22 protein-coding genes are annotated in these 25,681 nt (G+C 60.4%); 9 read left to right on the forward strand and 13 right to left on the reverse strand.

Features of this window, described 5'->3' with window-relative positions; all coding sequences use genetic code 11:
• The first annotated feature begins 233 nt into the window (after positions 1 to 233).
• Positions 234 to 1,328 carry a mechanosensitive ion channel family protein gene (locus tag SSPSH_RS13680; protein ID WP_006912395.1) on the forward strand — a complete coding sequence of 365 codons (1,095 nt, stop codon included), beginning with the start codon at positions 234 to 236 and terminating at the stop codon, positions 1,326 to 1,328.
• Here the strand turns inward: SSPSH_RS13680 and SSPSH_RS13685 are convergent, their stop codons facing one another.
• The 6 genes from SSPSH_RS13685 to SSPSH_RS13710 all read right to left on the reverse strand — a co-directional run bounded on the left by SSPSH_RS13685 (position 1,329) and on the right by SSPSH_RS13710 (position 9,850).
• Positions 1,329 to 1,985, reverse strand: coding sequence for a DsbA family oxidoreductase (locus SSPSH_RS13685; protein ID WP_006912396.1), 657 nt, complete (start codon positions 1,983 to 1,985; stop codon positions 1,329 to 1,331).
• 93 nt (positions 1,986 to 2,078) lie between these two features.
• The gene (locus tag SSPSH_RS13690) at positions 2,079 to 2,735 is read right to left on the reverse strand and encodes a helix-turn-helix domain-containing protein (RefSeq protein ID WP_006912397.1); all 657 of its coding nucleotides are present in this window, start codon (positions 2,733 to 2,735) and stop codon (positions 2,079 to 2,081) included.
• Between the two features lie 203 nt (positions 2,736 to 2,938).
• Positions 2,939 to 4,432 carry a UdgX family uracil-DNA binding protein gene (locus tag SSPSH_RS13695; RefSeq protein WP_006912398.1) on the reverse strand — a complete coding sequence of 498 codons (1,494 nt, stop codon included), beginning with the start codon at positions 4,430 to 4,432 and terminating at the stop codon, positions 2,939 to 2,941.
• A 10-nt stretch (positions 4,433 to 4,442) separates the two neighbouring features.
• Positions 4,443 to 5,720, reverse strand: a complete 1,278-nt coding sequence (locus tag SSPSH_RS13700) for a putative DNA modification/repair radical SAM protein (protein WP_006912399.1) — start codon at positions 5,718 to 5,720, stop codon at positions 4,443 to 4,445.
• A gap of 108 nt (positions 5,721 to 5,828) precedes the next feature.
• Positions 5,829 to 7,352 (reverse strand): chemotaxis protein CheW, encoded by a 1,524-nt coding sequence (locus SSPSH_RS13705; RefSeq protein ID WP_006912400.1) that lies wholly within the window; start codon positions 7,350 to 7,352, stop codon positions 5,829 to 5,831.
• On the reverse strand, positions 7,352 to 9,850 hold the full coding sequence (locus tag SSPSH_RS13710) for a methyl-accepting chemotaxis protein (RefSeq protein WP_006912401.1): 2,499 nt from the start codon (positions 9,848 to 9,850) through the stop codon (positions 7,352 to 7,354). The genes SSPSH_RS13705 and SSPSH_RS13710 overlap by 1 nt, the downstream gene beginning before the upstream one ends.
• Before the next feature lie 286 nt (positions 9,851 to 10,136).
• Here SSPSH_RS13710 and SSPSH_RS13715 point away from each other — a divergent pair, with 286 nt between their 5' ends.
• Positions 10,137 to 11,045, forward strand: coding sequence for a mechanosensitive ion channel family protein (locus SSPSH_RS13715; protein ID WP_006912402.1), 909 nt, complete (start codon positions 10,137 to 10,139; stop codon positions 11,043 to 11,045).
• Here the strand turns inward: SSPSH_RS13715 and SSPSH_RS13720 are convergent.
• The gene (locus SSPSH_RS13720) at positions 11,031 to 11,645 is read right to left on the reverse strand and encodes a nitroreductase family protein (RefSeq protein WP_006912403.1); all 615 of its coding nucleotides are present in this window, start codon (positions 11,643 to 11,645) and stop codon (positions 11,031 to 11,033) included. The genes SSPSH_RS13715 and SSPSH_RS13720 overlap by 15 nt on opposite strands.
• Before the next feature lie 61 nt (positions 11,646 to 11,706).
• Positions 11,707 to 12,540 (reverse strand): alpha/beta fold hydrolase, encoded by an 834-nt coding sequence (locus SSPSH_RS13725; protein WP_006912404.1) that lies wholly within the window; start codon positions 12,538 to 12,540, stop codon positions 11,707 to 11,709.
• Between the two features lie 164 nt (positions 12,541 to 12,704).
• On the opposite strand from SSPSH_RS13725, the gene SSPSH_RS13730 reads away from it, so the two are divergent.
• From SSPSH_RS13730 to SSPSH_RS13745, 4 genes are all read left to right on the forward strand, one after another.
• Entirely contained in the window at positions 12,705 to 13,499 is a 795-nt protein-coding gene (locus SSPSH_RS13730; RefSeq protein WP_006912405.1) for a formate/nitrite transporter family protein, read from the forward strand.
• A 9-nt stretch (positions 13,500 to 13,508) separates the two neighbouring features.
• A complete protein-coding gene (gene arfB / locus SSPSH_RS13735) occupies positions 13,509 to 13,931 on the forward strand; it encodes an alternative ribosome rescue aminoacyl-tRNA hydrolase ArfB (protein ID WP_006912406.1) in 423 nt (140 codons plus the stop codon).
• A gap of 172 nt (positions 13,932 to 14,103) precedes the next feature.
• Complete coding sequence (locus SSPSH_RS13740) at positions 14,104 to 15,660, forward strand: BCCT family transporter (protein ID WP_006912407.1); 1,557 nt, start codon at positions 14,104 to 14,106, stop codon at positions 15,658 to 15,660.
• Between the two features lie 135 nt (positions 15,661 to 15,795).
• On the forward strand, positions 15,796 to 16,950 hold the full coding sequence (locus tag SSPSH_RS13745) for a GGDEF domain-containing protein (RefSeq protein ID WP_021031802.1): 1,155 nt from the start codon (positions 15,796 to 15,798) through the stop codon (positions 16,948 to 16,950).
• A gap of 71 nt (positions 16,951 to 17,021) precedes the next feature.
• Here SSPSH_RS13745 and SSPSH_RS13750 read toward each other — a convergent pair whose 3' ends face one another.
• Positions 17,022 to 19,598 carry a sensor domain-containing protein gene (locus SSPSH_RS13750; RefSeq protein WP_006912411.1) on the reverse strand — a complete coding sequence of 859 codons (2,577 nt, stop codon included), beginning with the start codon at positions 19,596 to 19,598 and terminating at the stop codon, positions 17,022 to 17,024.
• Between the two features lie 124 nt (positions 19,599 to 19,722).
• Positions 19,723 to 20,409, reverse strand: a complete 687-nt coding sequence (locus SSPSH_RS13755; protein WP_021031803.1) for a gamma-glutamylcyclotransferase — start codon at positions 20,407 to 20,409, stop codon at positions 19,723 to 19,725.
• Positions 20,410 to 20,769: 360 nt separating this feature from the next.
• On the opposite strand from SSPSH_RS13755, the gene SSPSH_RS13760 reads away from it, so the two are divergent.
• Positions 20,770 to 21,195 carry a hypothetical protein gene (locus SSPSH_RS13760; RefSeq protein ID WP_006912413.1) on the forward strand — a complete coding sequence of 142 codons (426 nt, stop codon included), beginning with the start codon at positions 20,770 to 20,772 and terminating at the stop codon, positions 21,193 to 21,195.
• A gap of 62 nt (positions 21,196 to 21,257) precedes the next feature.
• The gene (locus tag SSPSH_RS13765; protein WP_006912414.1) at positions 21,258 to 21,608 is read left to right on the forward strand and encodes a DUF4186 domain-containing protein; all 351 of its coding nucleotides are present in this window, start codon (positions 21,258 to 21,260) and stop codon (positions 21,606 to 21,608) included.
• A gap of 25 nt (positions 21,609 to 21,633) precedes the next feature.
• Here SSPSH_RS13765 and SSPSH_RS13770 read toward each other — a convergent pair whose 3' ends face one another.
• Entirely contained in the window at positions 21,634 to 21,864 is a 231-nt protein-coding gene (locus SSPSH_RS13770; protein WP_006912415.1) for a DUF3072 domain-containing protein, read from the reverse strand.
• Positions 21,865 to 22,080: 216 nt separating this feature from the next.
• Between SSPSH_RS13770 and SSPSH_RS13775 the strand changes: the two genes are divergently transcribed.
• Entirely contained in the window at positions 22,081 to 22,608 is a 528-nt protein-coding gene (locus SSPSH_RS13775; protein ID WP_006912416.1) for a hypothetical protein, read from the forward strand.
• Positions 22,609 to 22,736: 128 nt separating this feature from the next.
• Here the strand turns inward: SSPSH_RS13775 and SSPSH_RS13780 are convergent, their stop codons facing one another.
• A complete protein-coding gene (locus SSPSH_RS13780) occupies positions 22,737 to 24,335 on the reverse strand; it encodes an isocitrate lyase (protein ID WP_006912417.1) in 1,599 nt (532 codons plus the stop codon).
• Between the two features lie 190 nt (positions 24,336 to 24,525).
• Positions 24,526 to 25,605: a bifunctional DNA-binding transcriptional regulator/O6-methylguanine-DNA methyltransferase Ada gene (gene ada / locus SSPSH_RS13785; protein WP_006912418.1), complete on the reverse strand. Its 1,080-nt coding sequence runs from the start codon at positions 25,603 to 25,605 to the stop codon at positions 24,526 to 24,528.
• Positions 25,606 to 25,681: the final 76 nt, after the last annotated feature.

Below are 25,681 nucleotides of genomic sequence, written 5' to 3' on the forward strand. Positions count from 1 at the left end.
TTTTTATTCCTACGCGCGCGGGGCGATGCACCACGCGGCGTGGCACGGCCGAAGCGACCCTACATCTATCTTTGGGCGCAAAAATAACCGAAATTACTCGGCAATGTCTCGACTTGAACAGGCGCTTTGGCAGCCGGCCGGTGCAGCCAGCGACCGCTATGGCAGGAAAACTGCATGCCGGCCCGTGGCGAGCCTTTTCATCACGATCGATTGCAGCCTGGAATGAATAGCTGATGCTTGAAAGTCTCGATACCCCGGTCGGCCGCTGGGCACTGACGCTGGTGACTGGCGCGATCACCGCGACTGCGGTCACCCTGGCCTATGTCCTGCTGATCAAGCTCGGTTATCGGCTGATCCAGCGGCGCGCAATCGCCCGCGAGTTTTTGCAGCAATGCGACGCTTCGGGCGGCGTGGTGGTGTTCTTGCTCACGCTGCAGGTGGTCTGGACCGCCAGCGATAACGACGTGCCGTGGATCGACGCGATCCGGCATATCAACAGCCTGTGTCTGATCCTGGCCCTGACCTGGGCCGCGCTCAAAGCCATTACCGCCATCGGCGATGTGATCGTCAGCCTCAACCCGGCGATTGAAGGCCGCCATCACGCGGCGCGCAAGGTCGAAACCCAGGCACGTTTTCTTACCCGCGGGTTGACGGTACTGGTGGCGATCATCGGTATTTCCACCGCGCTGATGACTTTTCCGTCGATACGGCAGCTCGGCACCAGCCTGCTGGCCTCGGCCGGTATCGGTGGCTTGATCATCGGCTTTGCCGCGCGCCCGGTGCTGTCTAACCTGCTCGCGGGTTTGCAGATCGCGCTATCGCAACCGTTTCGTATCGAGGATGTGCTCAAGTTCAAGGACGAGTGGTGCTGGGTCGAGGAGGTCACCACCACCTATGTCGTGCTGCGCACCTGGGATCTGCGCCGCCTGGTCGTGCCGCTGCAGTGGTTCATCGAAAACCCGTTCGAGAACTGGACCCGCCGGCCCACCAGCCTCATGGGCGCCGTTTTCATGTGGCTGGATTATCGGATGCCGCTACCGCCGCTGCGCGCCGAATTCGAACGCCTGCTCAAGGCCGACGGCGCCTGGGACGAACTCATTGGTACAACCCAGGTCGTGGAATCCGGCGAACACGCCATGCAGATTCGTTTCCTGATGAGTTCGACCGACTCGATCGCGCTCTGGCACCTGCGCTGTCGCATGCGCGAAGCGTTGCTGGATTTCGTCCAACGCGAATACCCGGACTACCTGCCGAACGTGCGCGCGCGCATCAACGAAAACGAGGTACCCGAGCCGTCCCGACCGCCCGCCGCGCCGGGAGACCCATAGTCAGGCGCGTTCGCTGTGCTCCGCGGCAATCTGGCGCAGCGCATCGGCCAGTGTCTGCGGCGGCTGTGCACCGGCCAGAAGATATTTATTGTCGACGATGAACGAGGGCACCGACGACACGCCCAGGGATTGCCAGTGCGCGATTTCGCGTTCGACGTGTTCGGTATAGGCATCGCTGGCCAGAATCTCGCGTATACGTGGGCCATCGAGACCCAGCGACTCACCGATCGTGACCAGCAACTCGGCATCCGTCGGACTTTCGGCACGGCCGAAATACGCGTCGAACAAGGCGCGGTTGAATGCGCCATCGCATCCCTGCTCTTTGGCATAAGCGAGTACGCGATGCGTATCGAACGTATTCCAGGAACGTCGTTCCAGTGCCTTTTCGAAATTCAGCCCGAGTCCGTTCGCCGCGGCCGTGATCTCGTGCTGCGACGCTTTCATCTCGTCTTCGCTGCGGCCGTATTTCGCGCTCAGATGCTCGAGAATATCGCGACCTTCCTTGGGCACATCCGGGTTGAGCAGAAACGGATGCCATTCGACTTCGACATCGAGCTCGCCGCCCACGAGCGCGATCGCCTGTTGTAGACGCGCATCACCGATTGCGCACCATGGGCAGACCACGTCGGAAACCAGATCGATCTTGAGCGTTTGCATATCGCAGCTCGTGTAATTGATGACCCGATAGTGCCGTTTGCAGCCGGGCTTTCAAGGCCACACGCCAAATGGCACCTGCTCGGGCAGTCTTTCTTATCGCGCGCGCTCGTCGGTTTGCTTATCGTCGGTATCGGCCTTATCTGTCGATGCCGCACTTTGCTGAAACTGAACGGCCATGGTGAGCGCATTTTCACAAAACGCCATCACCCGCTCGAAATCCGCCTGCGGCAGCTGGCGGGCGGCTTCGTTGCCGCGATAGATGTTCATCCACTGTCTGTCACGCTCGACCATACCCGGCAAGCGGCCGATACCCCAGTCTTCGGCCAATGCCCACAGCCGTGGATTAAAACCGCGCACGAGCTTGATCAGAAACGGGATCGGATCATTGCGCGCGAGCAGTGAGGTCAGGCGCAGAATCAGATCGAACGACACCGTTGCCGAGCCCTGTTCGATTGCCTGGAGCACCGTCTTGTCCTCGAGATCGAGGGTATTGGCGAGTTCGTCCAGCGACAGGCCCGCGGTCTGGCGGGCATCCTGGATGGCCTCACCGGCACGCTTCATCCAGGCGCGTTGCTCGTCGGACAGCAGACGACGCTGGGCGCGATCGAGAATGATCGTACGTCCGATATCCAGCGTCAGCCCGCCGACCCGGCGGGTAAGCACACCCAGCGCCTTTTTCGACAGGCTGCCGCTCAGACTCGTGAACTGACCCAACAGATTGCTGCGTACGCCATCGCCTTTTGCTGCCATTTGATTCGCCCGTCTGAGGCTGAACTTCAGGGCTGATCATGCACGGGTGGCGTGTTGTTAGCGAGTCATCGGTATTTTGTGGATACGCGGCTGAAAGCGGCGCCTCAGCGTACGAGGCATTCTGCACTCACGAGTTTGTCGTTCCTTTTGCTTCGCACTGCAGCGCGACCTAGCAACGACGAGTATTCACACCGACGCCACACTCAAACCCAATCCGCCGCCCGAGCCAGATCCTCCACGAACCGCTCATATTCGCCCGCATTGGCGGCCGCCGACCCGCGCCGCAGCAGATACGCCGGATGCGCTGTGAGCAGATAACGCCGGTCGTTGTGATCGATCAAACGCCCGCGATCGCGGGTCACGCGTACATCAGCACCCAATAGCGCACGACCCGCGGTCGCACCGAGGCAAATCACCAGTTCGGGGGCGACGAGTCCGATCTCGGCATCCAGCCACGGCCGACAAGCCATCACCTCGGTTTCACTCGGGGTCGCGTGCAAACGTGTCTTGCCACGGGGGCTGAACTTGAAATGCTTGACCGTGTTGGTCAGATATAACCGCTCACGCACCAGGCCGGCTGCGGCCAGTGCGCGATCGAGCAATTGCCCTGCCGGTCCGACGAACGGACGACCGGCCAGGTCCTCGCGATCGCCCGGTTGTTCGCCCACGATCATAACCCGCGCATTCGCTGGGCCTTCACCGAATACGGTTTGCGTAGCCGGTTGCCAGAGCGGACAGTTACGGCAGGTTGTCGCCTGCAAGGCCAGGCGCTCGAGCGACGCCGGCGCACTGGCTTCGACCGCGGCGGCATTGTCGTCGTCCGGGCTTGCCGGTCGCGGCCCGCAGCGTAGTAGGTCGTTGTCCTTGCGGTTGGCCTCCATGGCCTGAACGCGGCGGTCGGCATCGCGCAGCATCAAAGGAATGAGATGCGCCTCGGGCATGTTCTTCCAGTACTTCTGGGGCATTTCGGACTGCATCGCCCGAATCTTTACACGCGCGGGATTGAAGATGCTGCGGTAATAAGTCTGCCAGGCAGCTTCGAGCCTATCGCCTTCGGGCGCGGCGGACTTGTCGGTCGCCGGCGAAAACCAGACTTCGCCCTGGCCTTCCCAATGGGCACAGCCAACCGGCGTGAGAATCGACCAGCGCATGTTGGCGAAACGCCGCTTGAAGAAGCCGCTGACGTATTCGACGATGAAATGCTCGGGCTCGAACCACGCCACATAACGCGGTTCGTGATCGGCGGCGCCCGATTCTGCCACTTCGCGAAAACGCACGAACGCTTTCATCTTGTGCATGTCGCGGCGCACCGCCTTGGCATAGCGTGTGAAAGTCACGACGTCCGGATCGCCACCAAGCTGCAGCAAGTGGCGCTCGCCGCGAGCGAGGCGCCAAAGCACTCGGTAGAGCAGCGCCCAGCGATCCTCGTTGCAATGACAGCTGACAGCCCGCGCCTGGTCGACGAACGCCTTGGGCACACGGGCGACGGGGCGCTGGGCAGGCTTCGCTGACGGCTGCGATACCGTTTTGTGTTCACGCGCCGGCTCGGGTTGCCACCAGACACGAGCCGGTGCGATATCCTCGGCCAGCAACCGGCGTGCCTCGACTTGCCAACTTGCGAAATCCGGCGCAAAGCGCGCCACAGCCTGATCGCCGGCTGTCGTCTCGGCGTCGAATAGCGAGGATTGGAAACTCATCGAGGCAAACCTAGAAATCGAACGCCTGCTGAGCAGCGCGCGCCGGGGCAAAGCGCGTGCGCAAGGTGGCACTCGGCACTTCGGCCAGTGCGGGCGCATGATTGGCGCATATGATAAACGGCATGGCTTTCTTCACCCCGGCCTTCAACGCAACCAGATCTTCGAGACGGATCTTTTGCCAGCGTCGGATCTTGAGCAGCTTCTGGACCGACTTCACGCCCAGACCCGGCACGCGTAACAGTCGCTCGCGCCCGTCGCGATTGAGATCGACCGGGAAATAACCACGGTTGCGTAGCGCCCAGGCGAGCTTGGGGTCCACATCGAGATCGAGCATACCCGCGGCCGCGCTATCGTCTGCGCCGGCGGTGATTTCGTCGTGACCATAGCCGTAGAAGCGAATCAGCCAGTCCGATTGATACAACCGATGCTCGCGCATGAGCGGCGTACGGCGTGCGGGCAACTTTGCCGATGCATCGGCGATGGGCGAGAACGCCGAAAAATACACACGCTTGAGCTTGTAGGCCGAATACAGATTGGCGGTGGTCGACAGGATCTGTGCATCGGTCGAGGGTTCCGCACCCACGATCATCTGGGTGGACTGACCGGCCGGCGCGAACCGTTGCGGCGTGATACGGCGCGGCGACTGGTTGGTCACACGCCGGGCAGCACGGCGGTCGTCGGCGTATTCATCCTGGCGCGCACGGATACGCGCCATCGATAGCTTGATGGTTCGGTGATCCTTTTCCGGCGCGAGATCGGCAAGCGCGATACGGGTGGGCAACTCGACGTTGATCGACAACCGATCGGCGTAGGTGCCGGCATCGGCGAGCAACTGGCCGTCGGCGTCCGGAATCGTTTTGAGATGGATATAGCCACGAAAATCGTGGTCGAGCCGCAGACGCCGCGCGACCTCTACCAGCTGGCCCATTGTGTAGTCAGGGCTCTGAATCACGCCGGAGCTTAGGAAGAGGCCTTCGATATAATTGCGTTTGTAGAAATCCAGCGTCAGCCGTACGACTTCATCGACCGTGAAGCGCGCTCGTGCGACGTTCGACGAATTGCGATTGATGCAGTAGCTGCATTCGTAAACACAGAAATTGGTGAGCAGAATCTTGAGCAGCGAGATGCACCGCCCATCCGGCGCATACGCATGACAGATGCCCGACCCTTCGCTCGAGCCGATGCCTTTGCCGCCGAGCGAATTGCGCGACCGCGTACCACTTGAGGCACAGGAGGCATCGTATTTCGCGGCGTCCGCCAGGATTTCGAGTTTCTTGAGCAGCTCCATAAGTGTAACTATATACAGCTACACTCGATTTGGATTCACCCGTAAGAATATTCCCGTTCCGGTGGCGCCAAACGCAACGCATGGACTACCGTGCTTACAGCCGCGTATCTAGACGGCAGCGATTTTTTCGTCGAATCGGGCCGGCGTACAAACACTGTCTTGCGGCGCGTGCTGATCGCCCAGCAACTGCGCGGCTAGCGCCTGCAGGCATAGCAGTGCCAGATATTGCTTGCGTGATCCCTCGCCGACCGACGTCAGGCAATGATGGCGCTGTGCCAATGTCGGATTCGCATCGTCGCTGCCGCGGCGATGTACGTGCAGGCTGTCGCTGGGGGCTTCGATATATTCGATATCGTGCGCTGAATCCACCATGAAGCCGATACGACCGGCCGGCACAGCGACCACGAGCACCTGGCAATCGGCGCGCTCCGAAGTCGGCCGCCCGAGCAGGCGGCGCAGGTCGACAAGCGTGACAAGCTGGTCCAGATGGCGAAAGACACCCTCGAACACGCCGGCATGGCCTAACGGCGAGTACTGCGCGGGCATGCTCAGCACGGCTTCGAGCTGGTCCAGCAGCACCACGAACTCACCCGCCGCCTCGAAATGCAGGAAGGCAAAACGACGCCAGGCAACGCCGTTGCGCTTGCGTTCGTGTACTGCATGGTTCAGTTCAGCATGCACACGTGCGATGTTGGCGAGTTCCTCGCGCGCGAAGAGCGCGGCGTGGGAAAGCATCAGCGCGTCCGGCATGTCCGGCCGCGATAACAGACCAGCGAGCACTTGGTCGCTCGAGTGGCCGGAGGGGCCGGCCAGCGGCAGGCAGTCCTGTGGCTGATAGTCGACCATGCTCAGGATATGCTCCACGGCCAAGGCAATATTCCCCTGCCCGGTATCCAGCACCACCATTTGCGACGCCGCGCTCGTTGCCGGCGATTGCCCCATGAGTACATGCGCATCGAATACCGGCACCGTATCGCCGCGCAGGCGGTGGTTGCCGAGATAACCTGCAATCGCCACCGCAGGCTCGTCCAACGTGTGACAATCCGCGATCTCGCGCACCACATCGGCATCGACCGCTAACGTCAGGCTGCCCGAACTCGCAATCACGGCACGCCGACGTGTGGCAGCACGGGCATAGTTCCCGGTACGCGCCGCGCGCGCATCGCGTCCTGCTTCATCGCTGACATATACCATGTCGTCGAGATCGAGCAGCGCTTCGATATCGAGTACATAGACCGGTTTGTCGGCGCCCGGTCTGCAAAAAACATGGGCCGCGAACAACCGGGCATCGCTATCCGTGCCGTCAAGCGCATTCAGAGCCTGTGCATCGACGCTTATGACATCGCCCACTCGGTCCACGAGCACAGCGAACCGGCAGCCGCGATTGGCGAGCACGGCCACGGTGAGCATGGCGCCATCCGGACGCGGCCCGCACGGCAGGTTGAGCAACGCCGCCAGATCCACGGTAGGTATCTGCACCCCGCGCAGACTAAAGCTGCCGATCAGCCAACTTGGCGCTCTCGGCATGGGCGCCGGTGGCTGTTCCAGTGAAACGACCTCGCGCAACGACGCCACGTCGAAAGCAACTTCGCCTTGCGCCAGACCCAGAATGCCTAGAGTGTGCTGGCTCATCAGCCTTCGTTGGCCGCTTTCAGTCGTGCCGGCGCTTTACGCCGGGCATTCAGATCGTGACGATCGGCTTCACGGGTCGAATCGGTGAGCTCACGGATCAGACTATCTACACGGTCGGCGGTGCCAAGCTGATCTTCCGTGGTGGTGGTAATCTCCTCCACCGACGCCGTGGTCTGTTCAACCCCTTCGGCAATGCGCCCGAACGCGTCGTGCGCCACGCGGATGACATCGTTGCCACTGTCGATACGTTTGAGCGATTGACTGATGAGGCGATTGATCTGACGCGTGGCATCGGCCGATTTCTCGGCCAGCTTTCGCACCTCATCGGCAACGACCGAGAACCCGAGCCCATGCTCACCGGCACGCGCGGCTTCAATCGCGGCGTTGAACGCCAGCAGATTGGTTTGCGAGGCGATTTCGCCGATCACTTTCACGATCTCTTCGATATCTTCGGACGACTTGTGGATCGCTGCCATCGCTTCGGTCGAGTTTTCCAGCGCTTTGACGCCTTGCGCTGCTTCGCGCTGTGTCGTACGCGCCATTTCCCGCGTGAGCCGCGTGTTCTCGACGATCGAGGCGATCGACGCGTGCAATTCCTGTACAGCCTCGCGCATGGCGTCGGACTGTTGCTGGATATGTTCTTCGCGCTCGACCTGTTCGGTGATGTCGGTCGCAAATTTCACGACCTTGTACGGTTCACCGTCGGCGTCGAAGATCGGGTTATAGGTCGCCTGGATCCAGATGCGCTGCCCGAACCGCCCGATCCGCATGAACCGGTCGCTGACATATTCGCCGCGCCCCAGCGCTTGCCAGAAGTCGCGATACGGGCCGCTGGCGACATAGGACGGATCGCACAGCAAACGATGATGCTGGCCGATGAGCTCGTCGCGCTGGTAGCCCAGCGTGTTCAGGAAGTTGTCATTGACGGTCAGGATATAGCCCTTGAGATCGAACTCGATCACCGCCTGCGAACGAGCAATTGCGTTGACCTTGCCCTCGAATTCGGTGTTGCGGTGCTTGTCCGCGGTGATATCCGTGGCGAACTTCACCACTTTGCAGGGACGCCCATGCAGATCGAAGATCGGGTTGTAGCTCGCCTGTAGCCAGATTTCGCGCCCGTTACGCGCCACCCGTCTGAACTGGTCTGCAACGTACTCGCCGGCCGCGAGTTTCTTCCACAGAAGTTTGTAGTCTTCGCTGGCCGCGTAGTCCGCTTCGCAGAACATGCTGTGATGCTTGCCGACAAGTTCGTCGAGCCGGTACCCCACGGTTTCTCGGAAATTCTTGTTGGCCGTGATGATCGTGCCGTCGAGATTGAATTCGATCACGCTCTGGGCTCGATCGATCGCGTCGAATTTACCGTCTGCCTCGGCCTGACGCTGACGCGCCTCGGTCATATCGCTGGCAAACTTGACGACCTTGGTGGGGCGTCCGCGTGCGTCGAGAATCGGGTTGTAGATCGCCTGCAACCAGACCTCGCGGCCATCCCGGGTTTGACGCTGAAACTCGCCGGCCACGAATTCGCCGCGGGCCAGACGTGCCCAGAAGCTGCGATAGTCCTCGCTTTGGGCGTACGCCAGATCGCACAGACGACGGTGATGCTCGCCAATCAATTCCGCTTCGCTGTACCCCATCAGGCTAAGAAAATTCTTGTTTGCCTTGAGCACATGGCCGTCAAGATCGAACTCGACGACCGCACGCGAACGATCGATCGCGCGAAGCTGGCTTTCCGACTCTGCTTCCTGTGTCTTGTGAGCTGTGACGTCGGCGGCAAACTTCACCACCTTGTACGGTTTACCGTAGGCGTCCAGCACCGGGTTGTAGCTGGCCTGCAGCCATATTTCGCGCCCGCTCTTGTCGATTCGACAATACTCGCCGCTTTTGAATTCGCCGCGCGCCAGCGCGCGCCAGAATTCTTGATAGGCCTCGCTTTCGACGTGCGCCGTTTCGCAGAACAGCCGGTGATGACGACCCCGAATTTCTTCGAGGGTATAGCCGGTAAGTGAGAGGAAATTTCGATTCGCGTTGAGAATCGTACCGCTCAGATCGAACTCGACCACGGCCTGGGAGCGATCCAGCGCGCTGAGCTTGCTGGCGTGTTCAGCGCTGATACGCTTTTCGCTCGTGATGTCCGTGGCCAGCTTGATGATCTTGACGATGTTGCCCGCCTCGTCCCGGATCGGATTGTAGGTTGCGTTCAGCCAGACCTCGCTGCCGCCCTTGGCGATACGTCGATATTCCCCGCTATCGAAATGCCCGCTACCGAGCTTGTCCCAGGATTCGGCATACTCCGGGTGTTCGACGTCTTCTTGGCTGCAGAACATCCGATGGTGCTGGCCGACGATTTCGTCGAGCCCGTAGCCCAGCGTTCGGCAGAAGTTGGCGTTGGCGCCCAGTATCAGGCCTTGCGCGTCGAACTCGATCACCGCGTGCGCGCGATCGATTGCGCTACGAAGCGCCTCAAACTCTGCGTGGGCTACAGTAGAAGAATCGGTCATGGACGATCGCCTGCACGAATTGGGGGAAAACAAACAGGTCTTGCAACGCAGACCCGAAGCAAACGTAGCTCATATGAGCAGCAAGACCGCTCGTTTACTCATCGGCTTGTCGCTATAAAACTTTATCGGCGAGCCGGTGTAAGCGCGTTTTGAGGGGAACGGCGAAAGCGCTGTTAAAACAATGAGTCAGATCACAGGACAAACAACAGCGGCACTCGCGGTTACGCGCGAAGGCCCCTAAACCCCGCGGGCCAAGCCGGTAGCACACAAGAGGTAATATTTGTCCATGGCATCCAGTGCAGAAGCAGCGGCAGCGCCCGACTCGGTCGACGAGGTGATGGGCTCGGTTCACGACACGGTACTCGTGACCTGGGCGGCGTTCGTGGATCACATGCCTTTTATTGGTATCGGCCTGACCATTGTGGCGCTCACCTGGGTCATGGCCTGGATGAGTACGGTGCTCGCCGCGCGCGTGGTCAGCAAAAAAGCGCGTCCATCACTGCGCCGTCTGATCGATCGGCTGCTCTCGTTGGCCATATGGGCGCTGGGCCTCACTCTGGCGGCTGTCGTGGTCTTTCCCGGCCTTTCGCCTGCGAAAGCACTGGGTGGGCTGGGCCTGTTATCGGTCGCAGTCGGCTTTGCGTTCAAGGACACGTTCGAGAATTTCTTTGCCGGCATGCTCATGCTGTGGAAATACCCGTTCGAGAACGGGGATTTCATCGAGAGCGGCGACATCATGGGGCGCGTCGAACAGATCAATATTCGCGTGACCAATATCCGTCAGGTCACCGGCGAGCTGCTTGTCGTGCCCAATGCCAGCCTGTTCAAGAACCCGGTGCTCGTACTCACTAATCAGCCGGTCCGGCGAATTCATGTCGTAACAGGCGTAGCCTACGACGAAAATCTCGCCGAAGCATTGGAGGTGATCGAAACCACGGTACGCGCCTGCGAAAGCCGCGTGAAAGACTATCCGGTGCAGGTTTTCGCCACCGGCTTTGGCAGCAGCAGCATGGATATCGACGTGAGCTGGTGGTGCGATTCGACGCCGCTGGGCACACGCAAATCGCGTAACGAGATTGTCGTCGCCATCAAGGCCGCGCTGGACGCGGCGGGCATAGAAATCCCCTACCCGTACCGGACGCTACACTTCAGAGCGCCGATACCAGTCGAAAACGAGTCTTCAAAGCCCGGCTGAAGGCTCGGCCGGCGCCCCGATACAGAAAAGCGCCACAGGTTGCAGCGGAGCATGCAGATTCAGAAGGCTGGAAAGACGTGCATCGTCGAAACCGGCGACGATCACACCACCCAGGTCTTGCGCCAACGTGGCCAGGTGCATGTTCTGCAAGACCGCACCCGTCTCGATATGGACATAGCGCTCGCCGCGCCGGCCATCGGGCTGGTGATCGGCGAAATGCGCGCGGGCCGCCGCATAATCGGCCGCCACAACCAGCACGACGGCCGCCAGCTCCAGCCAGACATCATCGGCTAGCGCAGTTGCCCGCAACGCTTCGGGTGGAACCGTTTTCACCCATTCACCGAGCCGGCCTTCGGGTGTATCGAGCGCATACAATCCAGGCGCGTATTCCGGCTCGTTCAGTCGCTGAATGACAGCGAACAGCCGTAGCGGATATAGCGCATGCGCCGATGGCGCGTTGCGTTTGCCGAGCGCGGATCCGCCCTGGGCGCAGTGAACGATACGCTCGAGCGCGACGCGGTCGATCGCCGCGTCGCTATATTCACGTACGCTGTGGCGCCGCTCGATCAGCGCGGTCAGCGTTGAACCCGGGTCAGCCATACGTGGGGCCATGACATGCAACAACGGGGCCGTTCACGGCCCCGTTCGTCGCGTTCGCTGTCTACCCTAGGAAATCGAGCAATGCCTTGTTGAACTCGTCGGCGTGCGTGGCATTGATGCCATGCGGCCCGCCTTCGATAAGCGTCAACGAACTGTCGCTGATGGCATCCACCGAACGCTTACCGCTGACTTCGAACGGAACGATGCCATCGGAATCGCCGTGAATGACCAGCGTCGGGACATCGAACTTCGCCAGATCGTCGCGGAAGTCGGTGCGCCCGAAGGCCGCGATGCAATCCAACGTGCCCTTGGGCGAGGCGAACCAGGCGATATCGCGGTGATACTGGCGGTTGGCGTCGCTGACGAGCAGCCCACCCTGTTCGGTGGAAAAGAAGTTGCCCGAGAAATCTTCGAAGAAGGCCGGGCGATCGCTTTTCACACCGTTTTCAAACTCGGCGATCGTTGCGTCATCCAGACCGCCGTCGGGATTGTCGTCCGCCTTGTAGAGATACGGCGGCACGGCGGCTGCGAGTACGGCCTTGGCCACGCGCTGGGTACCGTAGGTGCCGATATAGCGTGCGACTTCGCCGCCGCCCATGGAGAAGCCGACCAGCGTCATGTCGGACAAATCCAGATGTTCGACCAGGGTGTTCAGATCGCGGGCGAGCGTGTCGTAGTCGTAGCCTGTGAACGGCTGCGAGGACTTGCCGAAACCGCGCCGGTCGTAGGTGATCACACGATAGCCGGCGTCGACGAGCGCTGGCACCTGGTTTTCCCAGGAACGTCCGGACAGGGGCCAGCCGTGAATGAGCACGACCGGTTTGCCGCTGCCGACGTCCTCGTAATACAGCTCTACCGGCGCGTCATTTTCGCGGTCGACTTCAATAAATGCCATAGCGCTTTCACCTTATTGAATGCTTAACCCAGAACATGGGTCGATGCGGGTCCAAGACAAGCCGTGCATTGAGTTTGCTATGCCATAGCGGGTCACGCCGCATCGCGCAATTGTGTGATTCGGTTTAGGCTTGCGCGCTGCACTGGTTAAATCGCGCACAATTCATGCCCGAAACTCAATCCCGTCCGGTTCCCAATACACGCGTGTCCGCCCGCGCGATCTATCAGACGATTCGCCGCGACGGTGAAGAGGAAATGTCGCGCCCATTGGGTTCGCTCTGGTGGTCCGGCGTCGCCGCCGGCATCGCAATTTCGACGTCGGTTATCGCCGAAGGACTACTGCATAGCAGTCTGCCCGACAGCCCTTGGCGCGTGCCACTGGAGGCGTTCGGCTATTGCGTGGGTTTCGTGTTGGTAGTGCTCGGCCGCATGCAGCTGTTCACCGAAAACACGATCACCGCCGTACTACCGCTCATGGCACGCACCACTCGCGGTTCGCTGATATGTATCGCCCGCCTTTGGAGCGTGGTCTTTGCGGCCAACATGCTCGGCACGCTGGTCGCTGCAACGTTCACCGACGTAATCGGCTTTGCCACGCCCGAACAATTGGCCGCTTTCCATGAGGTGTCACGGCCGTTAATGGAAAAAGGCTGGCTTGAGACGCTCCTGCACGGTATTCCAGCCGGGTTCTTCGTGGCGGCCATGGTCTGGATGCTGCCCAATGCCCGCGGCTCGGAAATCTGGGTGATCGTGATTGCGACCTACATGATCGCACTTGGCGGTTTTGCCCATGTTGTGGTGGGCTCCATGGAAGCGTTTCTGCTCGTACTGGCCGGCGAAGTGGCGATTATCGATGCGCTCTGGGGCTGCCTTTTGCCGGCGTTCATCGGCAACGTACTGGGCGGCACGGTCTTGTTTTCGCTACTGGCCTACGGTCAGGTTCGCCAGGAAATCGACTAACCTCACGACATGGCGCTACCAATCTCCAATCGTGTAAGTATCGAAGACTGGGAAATCGAGTGGCATGCGATACGTTCGTCTGGCGCCGGCGGCCAGAACGTCAACAAGGTGGCCACCGCCGTGCATCTGCGCTTCGATATTCGAGCGTCATCGTTGCCCGATCAATACAAGGAACGGCTGCTCGAACGGCGCGATCGCCGTATCACACGCGACGGCGTTATCGTGATCAAGGCGCAACGGTTTCGTAGTCAGGACAAGAATCGCGAGGACGCGCTTACCCGGCTCGAAGCCATCGTACGCAACGCGACCGCCGTTGCACGTCGACGTAAGCCCACCAAACCGTCGCAACGCGCCAAGCGTAAACGCCTGGATGCGAAGACACGGCGGGGACGCACCAAGACCCTACGCACCAGCCCGTCACGCCACGACTGAGCGCAGCGCTCCCAGACGCACTTGCATCGCTGCTGTACGATGGTGCGCTTTATTTTGCACCGCAACAATGCGGCGACGGGGACCGACACCACGAAACGCCATTCTCTGCCTGGCTCCGGGCGGATGTGCTGCGCGCTTTTGACGTCTTCGTTGCAGACGAAACGATCTGCCCATGAACCAATCTTCCACTGCCCCTGCCAACGTATCCGTATCGCGCTGGGGCGATCCCATCACCCTCGTTTTAAGCGTGGGGTTCGTTGCTCTGTTCCTTGGCCTGTCGTTTTACGACCTCGACGGTGTCGCAAGCGCGATCGCAACCGGATTCGCCTGGACCGCGACAACGCTAGGCCCTTATTTCGAATGGTTACTTCTGGCGACGTTTTTTATCGGCATCGGCGTGGCTTGCACGCCCGCCGCACGGGCGCGTATCGGCGGTCTTGATACGCCCGAACTGAGCACTTTCAAGTGGCTGTCCATCATCATGTGTACGTTGCTGGCCGGTGGCGGCGTGTTCTTTGCCGCAGGCGAGCCGGTCTATCATTTTCTGACCACGCCGCCGGCTTTTGATAGCGAGGCAGGCAGTGCCGCCGCCGTTTCCGACGCGCTCGCACAGTCGTTCATGCACTGGGGCTTTCTCGCCTGGGCCATTCTGGGTTCGCTGACCGCGATCGTTCTCGCCCATGCCCATTACGACAACGGCGAGCCGCTACGCCCGCGCAGCCTGCTGCTGCCGATACTGGGCCGGCGCATGATTCATGGTCCCATCGGCAGCGTGATCGATGCCGTCTGCATTATCGCGGTGGTGGCCGGCACGGTCGGCCCGATCGGCTTTCTGGCCACCCAGGTCAGCTACGGGCTGCACGAGATTTTCGGCGTGGCGGAAGGACTTACCACCCAGTTGGCCATTCTCGTCGTGCTCGGCATTGTCTACGTTACATCGGCCGTGACCGGCATCAATCGCGGCATTCAGCTGATGAGCCGTTTCAACGTGTTTCTTGCACTGGGCATCGCGGCCGTCATCTTCGTTTTCGGGCCCACGTTATTCCTGGTCAATTCCTATAGCCAGGCTTTCGGGGATTACATCAGTTCGTTTTTCACCATGGCCACGATGACCGCCCAGACCGCGCCGGCCTGGTGGATGAAATGGTGGACCGTGTTCTTCTTTGCCTGGTTCATCGGCTACGGACCGTTAATGGCGATCTTCGTCGCCCGTATCTCGCGCGGACGCACGATCCGCCAGATGGTCGTATCGGTCGCCGTACTGGCACCGATCGCCACCACGCTCTGGTTTACCTTGCTCGGCGGGTCGGGCATCTACTACCAGATGGCCGGAGTCTTCGATCTCACCGATGCATTGGCAAACTTCAAGTTCGACGTCGCCACCCTGACGGTGGCGCAGGCGCTGCCAGGCGGTGCAGCCATGGCGCTCGCCATCATGGTGCTGACATCGATCTTCGTCGCCACCACGGGCGACTCCATGAGCTATGCGATTGCCGTGGTCGCCGCCGGGCACGACGAGCCCGCGCCACTCATGCGAGCCCTATGCGGGATCATCATGGCCGTCATGGCCGGCGTGCTGTTGACCATGGGCAGCGGCCAGATCGGTGCTTTGCAGCAGTTGATCGTGATTACGGCCATTCCGGTATCGCTTGTGCTGCTGCCCTCGCTTTGGACCGGGCCAAAGGCTGCTTATGCCATGGCACGCGCTCAGGGCATCGTCGACGGCTAAGGCTAAGGCCCAACTGATCATCGCGTGCTGACATGGTATAAGGCAGGATGACGTGAACGAACAGCATCTGCCTTGGCCGAATCTGCTGCGATAAATTCGGGAGCCACGCTCGATCGCCGGACGATCGAGCGCTGCATGAACGACGGCGCGCGCCGTTTACGCTTTCCGCCCGAGGTAGAACAAGCCTACGAGGCATACCGGCGCGAATACCGCGCGCGTGTGATGAGCAGCACGATCGTACCGTCGCTTCTCATCTACAACCTCTACCTGATTGTCGACTACCTACTGCTTCCAGCCACGTTTGGCATCGCGCTTTTTTGCCATTTGATCGTGGTAACGCCGCTGCTACTCATCGCGGGCCTGATTGTCCGACAGCGTCCGCGCCTGTGGCTGCGCGAATGCCTTTCCGCGAGCTTACCGCTGGCCATGGCCGCCCAGTTGTTGTTCATCTTTTATATAAACAGAGATCTGGCTACAGCCGACCACTATCAGTACGCCATTTCGGGCATATTGGCCTATGCCAACGTCAACCAGCGCCCCCCTTTTCGGTTTGCGCTGATCAGCACGCTGATCCTGATAGCGAGCTACTGCGCCGTACTTCTGGCCGCGCAGACCGCCTTTCCCCCGTTTCTTATCGGCATGTCTCTGATTACCGGCGTGGGTTATGTAACCCTGGTCGCCAACTATCGGATGGAACGCGACGCGCGCTACGCGTTCTTGCGGCGTACACATGACCGGTTCGAATACGAAGTCTCCGAGCATGCAGCCACGCATGACGCGTTGACCGGTTTAGCCAACCGTTACGAGTTCGAAAAACGCAGCGCTCAACTTTATGCCGATCGACGCCTGGCGCGAACGAGCCTTGGCATTCTCATGCTGGACGTCGATGATTTCAAAGCCTATAACGACCACTACGGCCATATCGCCGGCGATGCCTGCCTCAAGCGGATTGCCGACGCAATCGCATCACAACTGCGCAACGACGAAGATCTGGCGATACGTTACGGCGGTGAAGAATTTCTGATTCTGCTTTTTAATGCCACGCTGGCTGATACGACCGGCATCGCCGAACGGCTACGCCATAGGGTCAACGCCTTTCATATCCCGCATGTTGCAGCGCACGGCCATGTAACCATCAGCATTGGCGCGGCCGCCGGGACTATTGCCGAAAACCCGATGAATGAACTCATCGCACGGGCCGATGCTGCGCTCTACCAAGCCAAGCGCGGCGGAAGAAACCAGGTTTCGCCTCCTACGTTATCCGCCGATACGCCAAGCGCTTCGATCTGAGCTGTTTGGTAACTCAATACAACGGTTCAGATCGCCTTTACGAAGCGACCCATCGGCCCGCCGGCCTTGAATTAGCCAACGTAGCGCTGTGCATGCCCCTCGAGCAGCTCAGCAAAGACCTCTGCTGCGCCGGGCCGACTGAAATAGAAACCCTGCATAGCATCACACGCCTCGGCACGCAAAAATGCTTCTTGCTCCGGCGTCTCCACGCCTTCGGCGATTACGTTCAGACACAGGTTCTTGCCCATGGTAATGATCGCTCGGGCGATCGACTGATCGGTCGTGTTCGTGGCCAACTCGTTCACAAAGGAACGATCGATCTTGAGGGTATCGACCGGGAGATCGCGCAGCTGGGTCAGGGACGAATAACCTGTGCCGAAATCGTCGATGGCGATCATGACGCCGAGCTTCTTGATCTCGGCCAGCTGAGCAACCGCGTTGGCAATGTTTTGCATTACCGCCGTTTCGGTGATCTCGAGTTCAAGCAGATGCGGCGGCATGCCCGTGCGTTCGAGCACCGAGCGTACGTGCGACACCAGCGTATGATCGCTTAACTGTACGGCCGAGATATTAACCGCAATTCGAACCGCGGGCAGGCCGGCACGCTGCCATGCCATATTCTGTTCGCAGGCGGTTTCGAGCACCCAGCGGCCGATCGGCACGATCAAACCAAGCTCCTCGGCCAGCGGCAGAAACTGACCGGGCAACACGGTGCCCAGTTCTTCGCAGTGCCAGCGCAGCAGTGCTTCGACCCCGACGATCTGACCTTCGGCCAGACTGATCTTGGCCTGGTAAGCAAGTTCGAATTGTTGTTTTTCAAGCGCGCAACGCAGATTGTGTTCCAGACGCATGCGCACCAGCGAACGATCCTCGAGTTCGGTGGCATAGAACTGGAAGTTGTTCTTGCCCTCGTCCTTGGCGCAATACATGGCCATATCGGCCTGTTTGAGAAGGCTCGAAGCGTCGCGCGCATCCTCCGGATAAACCGCAATACCTATACTCGCAGTCACCCGATATTCTTGTCCGTTCAGCGATACCGCTTGCAGGACCGTATCCAGAATCGTACCGGCGACCGCCTCGATATCGCCCGGGTCTTCACCCTGTTTGATAAGCACAACGAATTCGTCGCCGCCCAGGCGAGCGACCGTATTGCTTTTCGATACGCAGGCGCGCAGGCGTTTAGCTATCGTTTTCAGCAATTGATCGCCCGCCTCGTGGCCCAGCGAATCGTTGATGAACTTGAAACGGTCGAGATCAATGAACATGACCGCGAACGGATGACCGGCCTCGATTGCCATCGTTAGCGATTGATTGAACAGCGTGCGGTTGGGCAGCCCGGTCAGGGCATCGTGTGTGGCCAGAAACTCGATATGTTTTTCGCTCTCGCGCCGCCAGGCTTCGCGCTCGAGATTCTCCAGCGCAAAAACCACGTTCGCGACCATGCGCTCGATCAGGCGTACACCGTCACGGCCGAACGCGTTCGTCTGATCTGCAATCAGCAGCATGACACCGATCGTCGTACCGTCCTTGATGATCGGGACCGCAGCCGCGGATTTCAGCCCGATCCGTTTGCCGATACGCCGCCAGGGCATAAGTCGGGGATCGCTGAGATAATCGTCGGCAACCTGGGTACGGCCCTGCCGAAAGCAGCGGCCAACAAGTCCGTCGCTCAACGGACTGGGCTTGTTCAACGGCACGACCAGTTCACCCACATCGGCCGCGATCGGCCCGGCGACACCCACGACATGCAACGTTTCGCATTGTTCGTCGAGTCGCAGCGTGGCGGCCACGAGCACATCGTCGTTGGCGACCGCCGCTTCACAAAGCTGCTGATACAGCGCTTCCGGCGTGCTAGCGCGCAGCAGCGCCTCGTTGGTGGCGCTCAGCGTTGCATACATGCGGCTTAATCGATCGCGCGACTGCTCAGCGAGTTTACGATCGGTAATATCGTGCACGATGCTGACGATCACCCACCGCCCTTCCACAAACAACGCGCAGCGGCGTCGTTCCACCATCATGGAACCACCGCGGCCGAGCCGGCTGCGATCCTCGACCGTCAACCGCCCGACTGCAATGACGCGGTCGTACTGTGCCTCCAGCACGCCGCGGTCGATACCCAGCACCTGATCGGGGGTGGAAGACATAAAGGCTTCGCGAGGGTTTCCGGTCAGCTCGCAGGCGATGTCGTTTACGTAAAGAAAACGCATGGATTCGCGATCGACGACAAAGATCATGTCGTGGGAGGCATCGATCGCGGTTCGCAACTGCTTGAGTTCGCGATAACGCATACGATGGCGGGTCACGTCACGCGCCAGCCCGCGCCAACCATCGGGTTCGCCGTTTGCGTCGCGGATCGACTCCGCCGCGACACTGAGGTAGCGAATCGAACCATCGTCCCGAACCCAACGCACCACATAGTCGGAAACCGACTGTTCGGGAAGCGGCCAACCGGCGCGCTCAATGGCGCCTAAACCAACTTCAGCCGGCACGCGACCAAGCCACTTACGGGTGTCGATATCGCCGCGCTCGACGGCGCCACCTTCCACATGTACAAAACGACCGGATTGATCGCAGCGCCAGTAAAAATCCGAGACAAGCGCCATAAGGCTTCCGAGATCAGCCGGCTGCTGGCTATCTTTGACCCTCATCGCTGCCTCTTTCCACCGCCGCAGCGGGCTACCAATCGCTACTGCGCGCCTCGGACGCTAGCGTCCGATCTTATTGTCGAAACGGTATCGGCCCCTGCCGGCGAAACTTGAACATCGAGTACTGTTATCTTTTATACGCAACGACGCGATCGTGCAGCGCGCGCAGGCGCTTGTCGTCTATTCCTTCGGCATCCAGGCGGTCGACCGTGCTCTCGAGATAAGCCGCACTCGTACCTAACAGGCCGCGGCCCGTAGCCAGCAGCCGTACGACTTCGCCATCCTCGAGCCGACAATGACAACGGTGGCTGGAATTGACGACGAACGTAATGGCGGCGACCGGTCCCGCCGCGGTATGCACATCGACCCAACGCGGACGATAAACACCGGTGAGCATCTCGCGGCGCCAGACCATCAGCAGCTCGTGCTCGAGATCGTGCGCGGTCACCTGCAGTGCCATACCGCGACAGCACCCACCGGGCACCAGGCCAAGCATCAACCCGGGTGCATCGGGCGAGCCGCGACCGTAATCGAGTTTGAGTCGAAAATCGCGATGAAAGCCGTAAAGTAGCGCGCTGCGCGTTTCGGCCAGCGCTACACAGGGATTCCATAGCAGCGAGCCGTAGCCGAACAGCCATATGCGGTCGTCGCCGGCGGCGGCACGCTGGGCCAGCGTGTCGGTTATCGATCGACGCATATCGGCATCCGAGTTGAGCGCGACGTTTGGATGGCGATGCGCGAAAGCATCGCGTATGCCGTCGCGCTCGAGCACATCGCGCGTAATGCCGCCGGATAGATCGCCCGGCTCACGCATGGCGACCCCCGACAACCCGACACCCGCTCGTGCGAACTTCTTTTTTCCCGGTCGACCGAAACCGAAGCCTCATTTCCTGTCGGGTATTCGCCATGAGTGGGCGTGGCTGGGACCGTCGGCCGCGCCGACCAGTATGACGCGCCCAGCTACAACGCGGGATGAGCGTTCCACGGCGAGCAGCTGAAGGCTGCATCTCCACTGCCCGACCAATACGGTCGCCGCGCTCATCCGCAGAGGAGGAAGCGGCATGCATAAAGTGTGTTCTCCCAAAGGGCATATACATGCTTCGGATTCAATCCCTGTCCAGGAGCTCGCCCGAGCCCGCGCCGACCCATCCATCCTAGCGCAACCTCGAACGCGATGGACCTCTGCTACTACACCGGCCACGAGCGGGTTCCGTCGGTGGCCACCTACCGTTACCCGAGCGAAGCCGTGGGAATGACGCAACGCCGTGCCGGCACGGCGGCGGCCGGGCTGACGGCGAGCCTGTTTGCGGTCGAAGTTCCGAGCGATGACCACCCCATAGGTATGGGTCGGGTTATCCGTGACGGGGAGCGGGTGTTTTTCCAAGTCAGCGATATCGTCGAGGTACCGGCACATAGCCAACGCGGCGTCGGCCGAGCGATCATGACCCGGATCACCACCTATCTACGTACCCATGCGCCGGATAACGCGTCTATCAACCTCATTACCGATGGCGGTTCACACTATCTGCATCGCAAGTTCAGCTTCGTGGCGACCGCGCCCGGCGCTATCGGTATGAAGTCACCGCTCGAATCACGCTGACGGCGAGACCCACAGCGAATGAGGTATCGCGTTTCCGGTGCATTCGGTTTTAGCCTAGACACATGCGAGATACCGACGACTTATTCGCCCACCTGGCCCGTTCGCGCTTTCGCAGCCGTTTCAGGCTCGGCGCGCGCGAGGCGGACTACCTGCAAAAACGCGGGCTCGATACCGTACTCGAACATGCCGATGCGTTCGTAGCCGATCGGCTGGCGCCGGCGCAACCGAAAAACGACGGGCGCCAGACGCCCATGCGCAATCACCCAGTCTTCATCGCTCAGCACGCAACCGCGACCTGTTGTCGCAGCTGCCTCGAAAAATGGCACCGCATCCCGCAACAGGTCGCGCTGGATGCGACACAGCAGGCCTATGTGGTGGGCGTGATCAAGCGCTGGCTCCAGGGCCAGCGCTGATCGATCGATAAAACGCCGCGCGAGGCTAAGCGCCGCGATTCGCGATCGACTGTAGCTCGTCGATACGCTGGGAGGCCTGTGCCTTGCTCAGATTCGGGTCGAAGGTTTCATTCGCCTCTTCGCACAGGGTCTGCAGGTAGGATTTCTGTGCGCCAGTCATCGCTTCGTCGCCAGTGGTCCAGTTCTCGGGATCCTTGTCGATATTGCTGTGCTGGGGCTGTTCTTGCTCGGTTGCGGTCTTGTTCGAGTCGCTCATGTGCATTTCCTTTGAGCAGTCAGTACGATCGCTTAACTGTACGCATTTACACTACCCAGTTGCAGCTGCATTCGCGCCGAGCGCACCGACTTCCCACACCGCAGCGAAGCAACAAAAAACCGATGCGCGAAATCGCGCGTTCACAGCGCCACCGCGGCAAGCATGCGAAAGTACAGTAGATATTAACGACGACCACTCATTGAACCGGAGGAACCAATGCGGTTAGACGACGACCTACAGGCGCTGATCGAAAAAGTCGATCTCGAAAACGATGACAGCACGCGCGCGCGCTTCGACGATAGCGAACGCCGGCTCATGCGCGAGGCCATTCATGCCTCGCAGACACGTCGGGATTATGGTGAGCAGGCAAGTGCCAGCCATTTCCGTCGCGAGCTCGATTTCTTCGTTGTCTGCCTGGGTTTCGGACTCGTCGCCTTCGCGGTCCTGGTGATGATGCGCTGGTCGGCCGCGGAACCCCTGGGCGCGCCCGGGGTGTTCGGCCTGGCCTTTCTGGCAGGCGTAAGCGGGGCCGTTTTCCGCCATTTCTATCTGCGCCCGGATGCGAACAACCGCGGCCTGATTCTGGGCGCGGCAGCAATCGTAATGCTTGTGTGCCTGATCGCACTCGTAGCCGCACATGCCATCGGCGGGTTGCTGGGCATCGTACTCGGGGCGGTGTTCTTTCGTGCGCTCATGCGCCAGCGGCTCAAGCAGAACGGACTCACGACGACCGCGAGCGACTGATACTGAATTGCCGTTCGCTTATAGTCGCGAACGCAATAGTCAACGCGCACAAAAAAGCGGGGCCGAGGCCCCGCTTTTTATTTGGACAGTCGCGGGCGAACCCGCAACGCCACGATGGAGTCGGCGATTTAGCCGAACTGGTTCATCGTGTTGTCCTTGCCACCGGCCTTCAGCGCGCTTTCACGCGAGAAGAATTCCTTGTGGTCATCGCCGATGTTGGAACCGGCCATGTCCTGATGCTTCACGGTGGCGATACCTTCGCGGATTTCCTTGCGCTGCACGCCTTCCACGTAGGCCAGCATGCCCAGATCGCCGAAGTAGCCCTTGGCGAGCTGATCGGTCGACAGTGCGGCCGTGTGGTAGGTCGGCAGCGTGATCAGGTGATGGAAGATGCCAGCCTTGGCCGAGCCTTCTTTCTGGAAATCGCGCGTCCACTCGTCGGCAACCTTGCCCAGCTCGGTGTCGTCGTACTGGACGTCCATGAGGTTGTCGCGGTCGTAAGCCGACAGGTCCTTGCCTTCCTCGGCCCAGGCGTCGTACACCTGCTGACGGAAGTTCAGCGTCCAGTTGAACGACGGGCTGTTGTTGTAGACCAGCTTGGCGTCCGGCACTTCCTTGCGGATGCGATCGACCATGCCGCCGATCTGCTTGACGTGCGGCTTCTCGGTCTCGATCCACAGCAGGTCGGCACCGTTCTTCAGGCTGGTGATGCAATCCAGCACCACACGGTCTTCGCCGGTGCCCTTCTTGAACTCGAACAGGCCCGAGGCCAGGCGCTTCAGGCGCACGAGCTTGCCGTCTTGCTTGATCACGACATCGGAGGCGTTGATCTCGGACGGATCCTTGATCTCTTCGCCATCGATATAGCTGTTGTACTGGTCACCCAGATCACCCGGCTCGTTGGAGACGGCGATCTGCTGGGTCAGGCCCGCGCCCAGGCTATCGGTACGGGCGACGATGATGCCGTCTTCCACACCCATTTCCAGGAACGCATAGCGCACGGCGTTAATCTTGGCCAGGAACTGCGAATGCGGCACGGTGACCTTGCCGTCCTGATGACCACACTGCTTGACATCGGAGACCTGGTTTTCGATCTGGATGGCGCAGGCGCCGGCCTCGATCATCTTCTTGGCCAGTAGATAGGTGGCTTCTTCGTTACCGAAACCGGCATCGATATCGGCGATGATCGGAATGACGTGGGTTTCGAAGTTGTCGATCTTTTCCTGCGCCTTCTTCACCGCGGCGTCGTCACCCGCCTGTTTGGCTTCTTCCATCTCACGGAAGTAATGGTTGAGCTCCCAGGCGTCCGCCTGCTTGAGGAAGGTGTAGAGCTCTTCGATCAGCATCGGCACGGTGGTTTTTTCGTGCATGGACTGATCCGGCAGCGGGCCGAATTCGCTACGCAGAGCCGCGACCATCCAGCCCGACAGGTACAGATAGTTACGCTTGAGGCTACCGAAATGCTTCTTGATCGAGATCGCTTTCTGCTGCCCGATGAAGCCGTGCCAGCAACCCAGCGACTGGGTGTACTTGGAGCTGTCCTTGTCGTAGGCCGCCATGTCTTCACGCATGATCTTGGCGGTGTACTTGGCGATGTCCAAACCCGTGTGGAAACGGTTCTGGGCGCGCATGCGCGCGGCGTGCTCGGGGTTGATAGCCGACCAGGCACTGCCCTGGGCGTCGCGCAGCGCGGCGATTGCCTCAACGTCCTTCGAATACTGTGACATGTTCATTCCTCAAACTATTAGCAAGTAGACACGAACGCAGCCGACCCTCACGACCCAAAGATCGAAGCGATCAACCGCTGACGTGGCGCATTCTAAGGTCGATCGCCGAATCCGAACAGTAAATACGCTCAATACTCGTCATTCATGCGATGAATACTTGACGACATCGGTGATGCCTTGCGGGCGTGCGTTAATCGATATCGGGGGTTACAGCGGACTCGGCATCGATCAGTACGCGTTTGCGCTCAATCCCCCAGCGATAACCCGATAGGCTGGCATCGCTGCGCACCACCCGGTGACAGGGAATCGCGAGTGCCAGCTTATTGGCCGCGCAGGCACCGGCCACCGCCCGCACAGCGCGCGGCAAACCGATGTCTGCTGCGATTTGTGCGTAGCTTGCCGTGGTGCCCACCGGAATCCGGCGCAACGCCTGCCAGACCCGCTGCTGGAAAACAGTGCCGCGAATATCCAGCGGCAAATCACCGAGTCCCTGCCGCGGGTCGGTCACGAAACCCACCACGCGAGCGACATGCGCTGCAAACTGCGTATCGTCGCCGACGAGCTGCGCCCGATCGAAGCGCCGCTCGAGTTCTGCCAGTAGCTCTTCCGGCGTATCGCCGAGGCTGATTGCACAAATGCCGCGCTCACTACCGGCGACCAGCACACAACCGAGCGTACACTCGCCAAGCGCGAAGCGTATGACCGAGCCCGGCGCCCCGTCGCGATAGGCTGACGGCGTCATGCCCAGCGCCGCATCGGCCTGCGCATGCAGGTGTTCGCCTGAACCGTAGCCGGCGGCGAGCGCCGACTCGGTCACCCCTTCGCCGGCCGACAGGTGGACACGCAAACGCGCCTGACGCTGCACGTTCGCGTACTGCATAGGCGTCAGGCCGGTTTCGCGCTTGAACAGCCGTTGAAAATAGAACGAATTCAAACCGACTTCGGCCGCGATTTCACGCAGCTGCGGCATCTCTTGGCGGGCTGCGATCCATCGACAGGCACGTACGACACGCGCATCCGTGCGTCGCATATCGAGCGGTCGGTCGGGACGACAACGCTTGCACGCACGAAACCCGGCCGCTTCGGCCGCAGCGCGTTCGGTGAAGAAGACCACATTCTTCTGGCGCGGCGTACGTGAGCGACAGCTCGGCCGGCAATAGATACCGGTTGTACGCACGCCATAGAAAAAGTCGCCATCTGCTGACACATCGTTCGTTACGACCGCTTGCCAACGACGGTCTTCGCCTACACCACAGTGGTCATGCTCCATCGCGCGCTCCTGGCTTGAATGGAAGTCGCTCAACACGCTGTCGAATAGCGTAAACAAGCAAGCGCGAGCGCGCCTG

It is taken from the genome of Salinisphaera shabanensis E1L3A, from assembly GCF_000215955.2.
In the GTDB taxonomy this organism is placed as follows: Bacteria; Pseudomonadota; Gammaproteobacteria; order Nevskiales; family Salinisphaeraceae; genus Salinisphaera; species Salinisphaera shabanensis.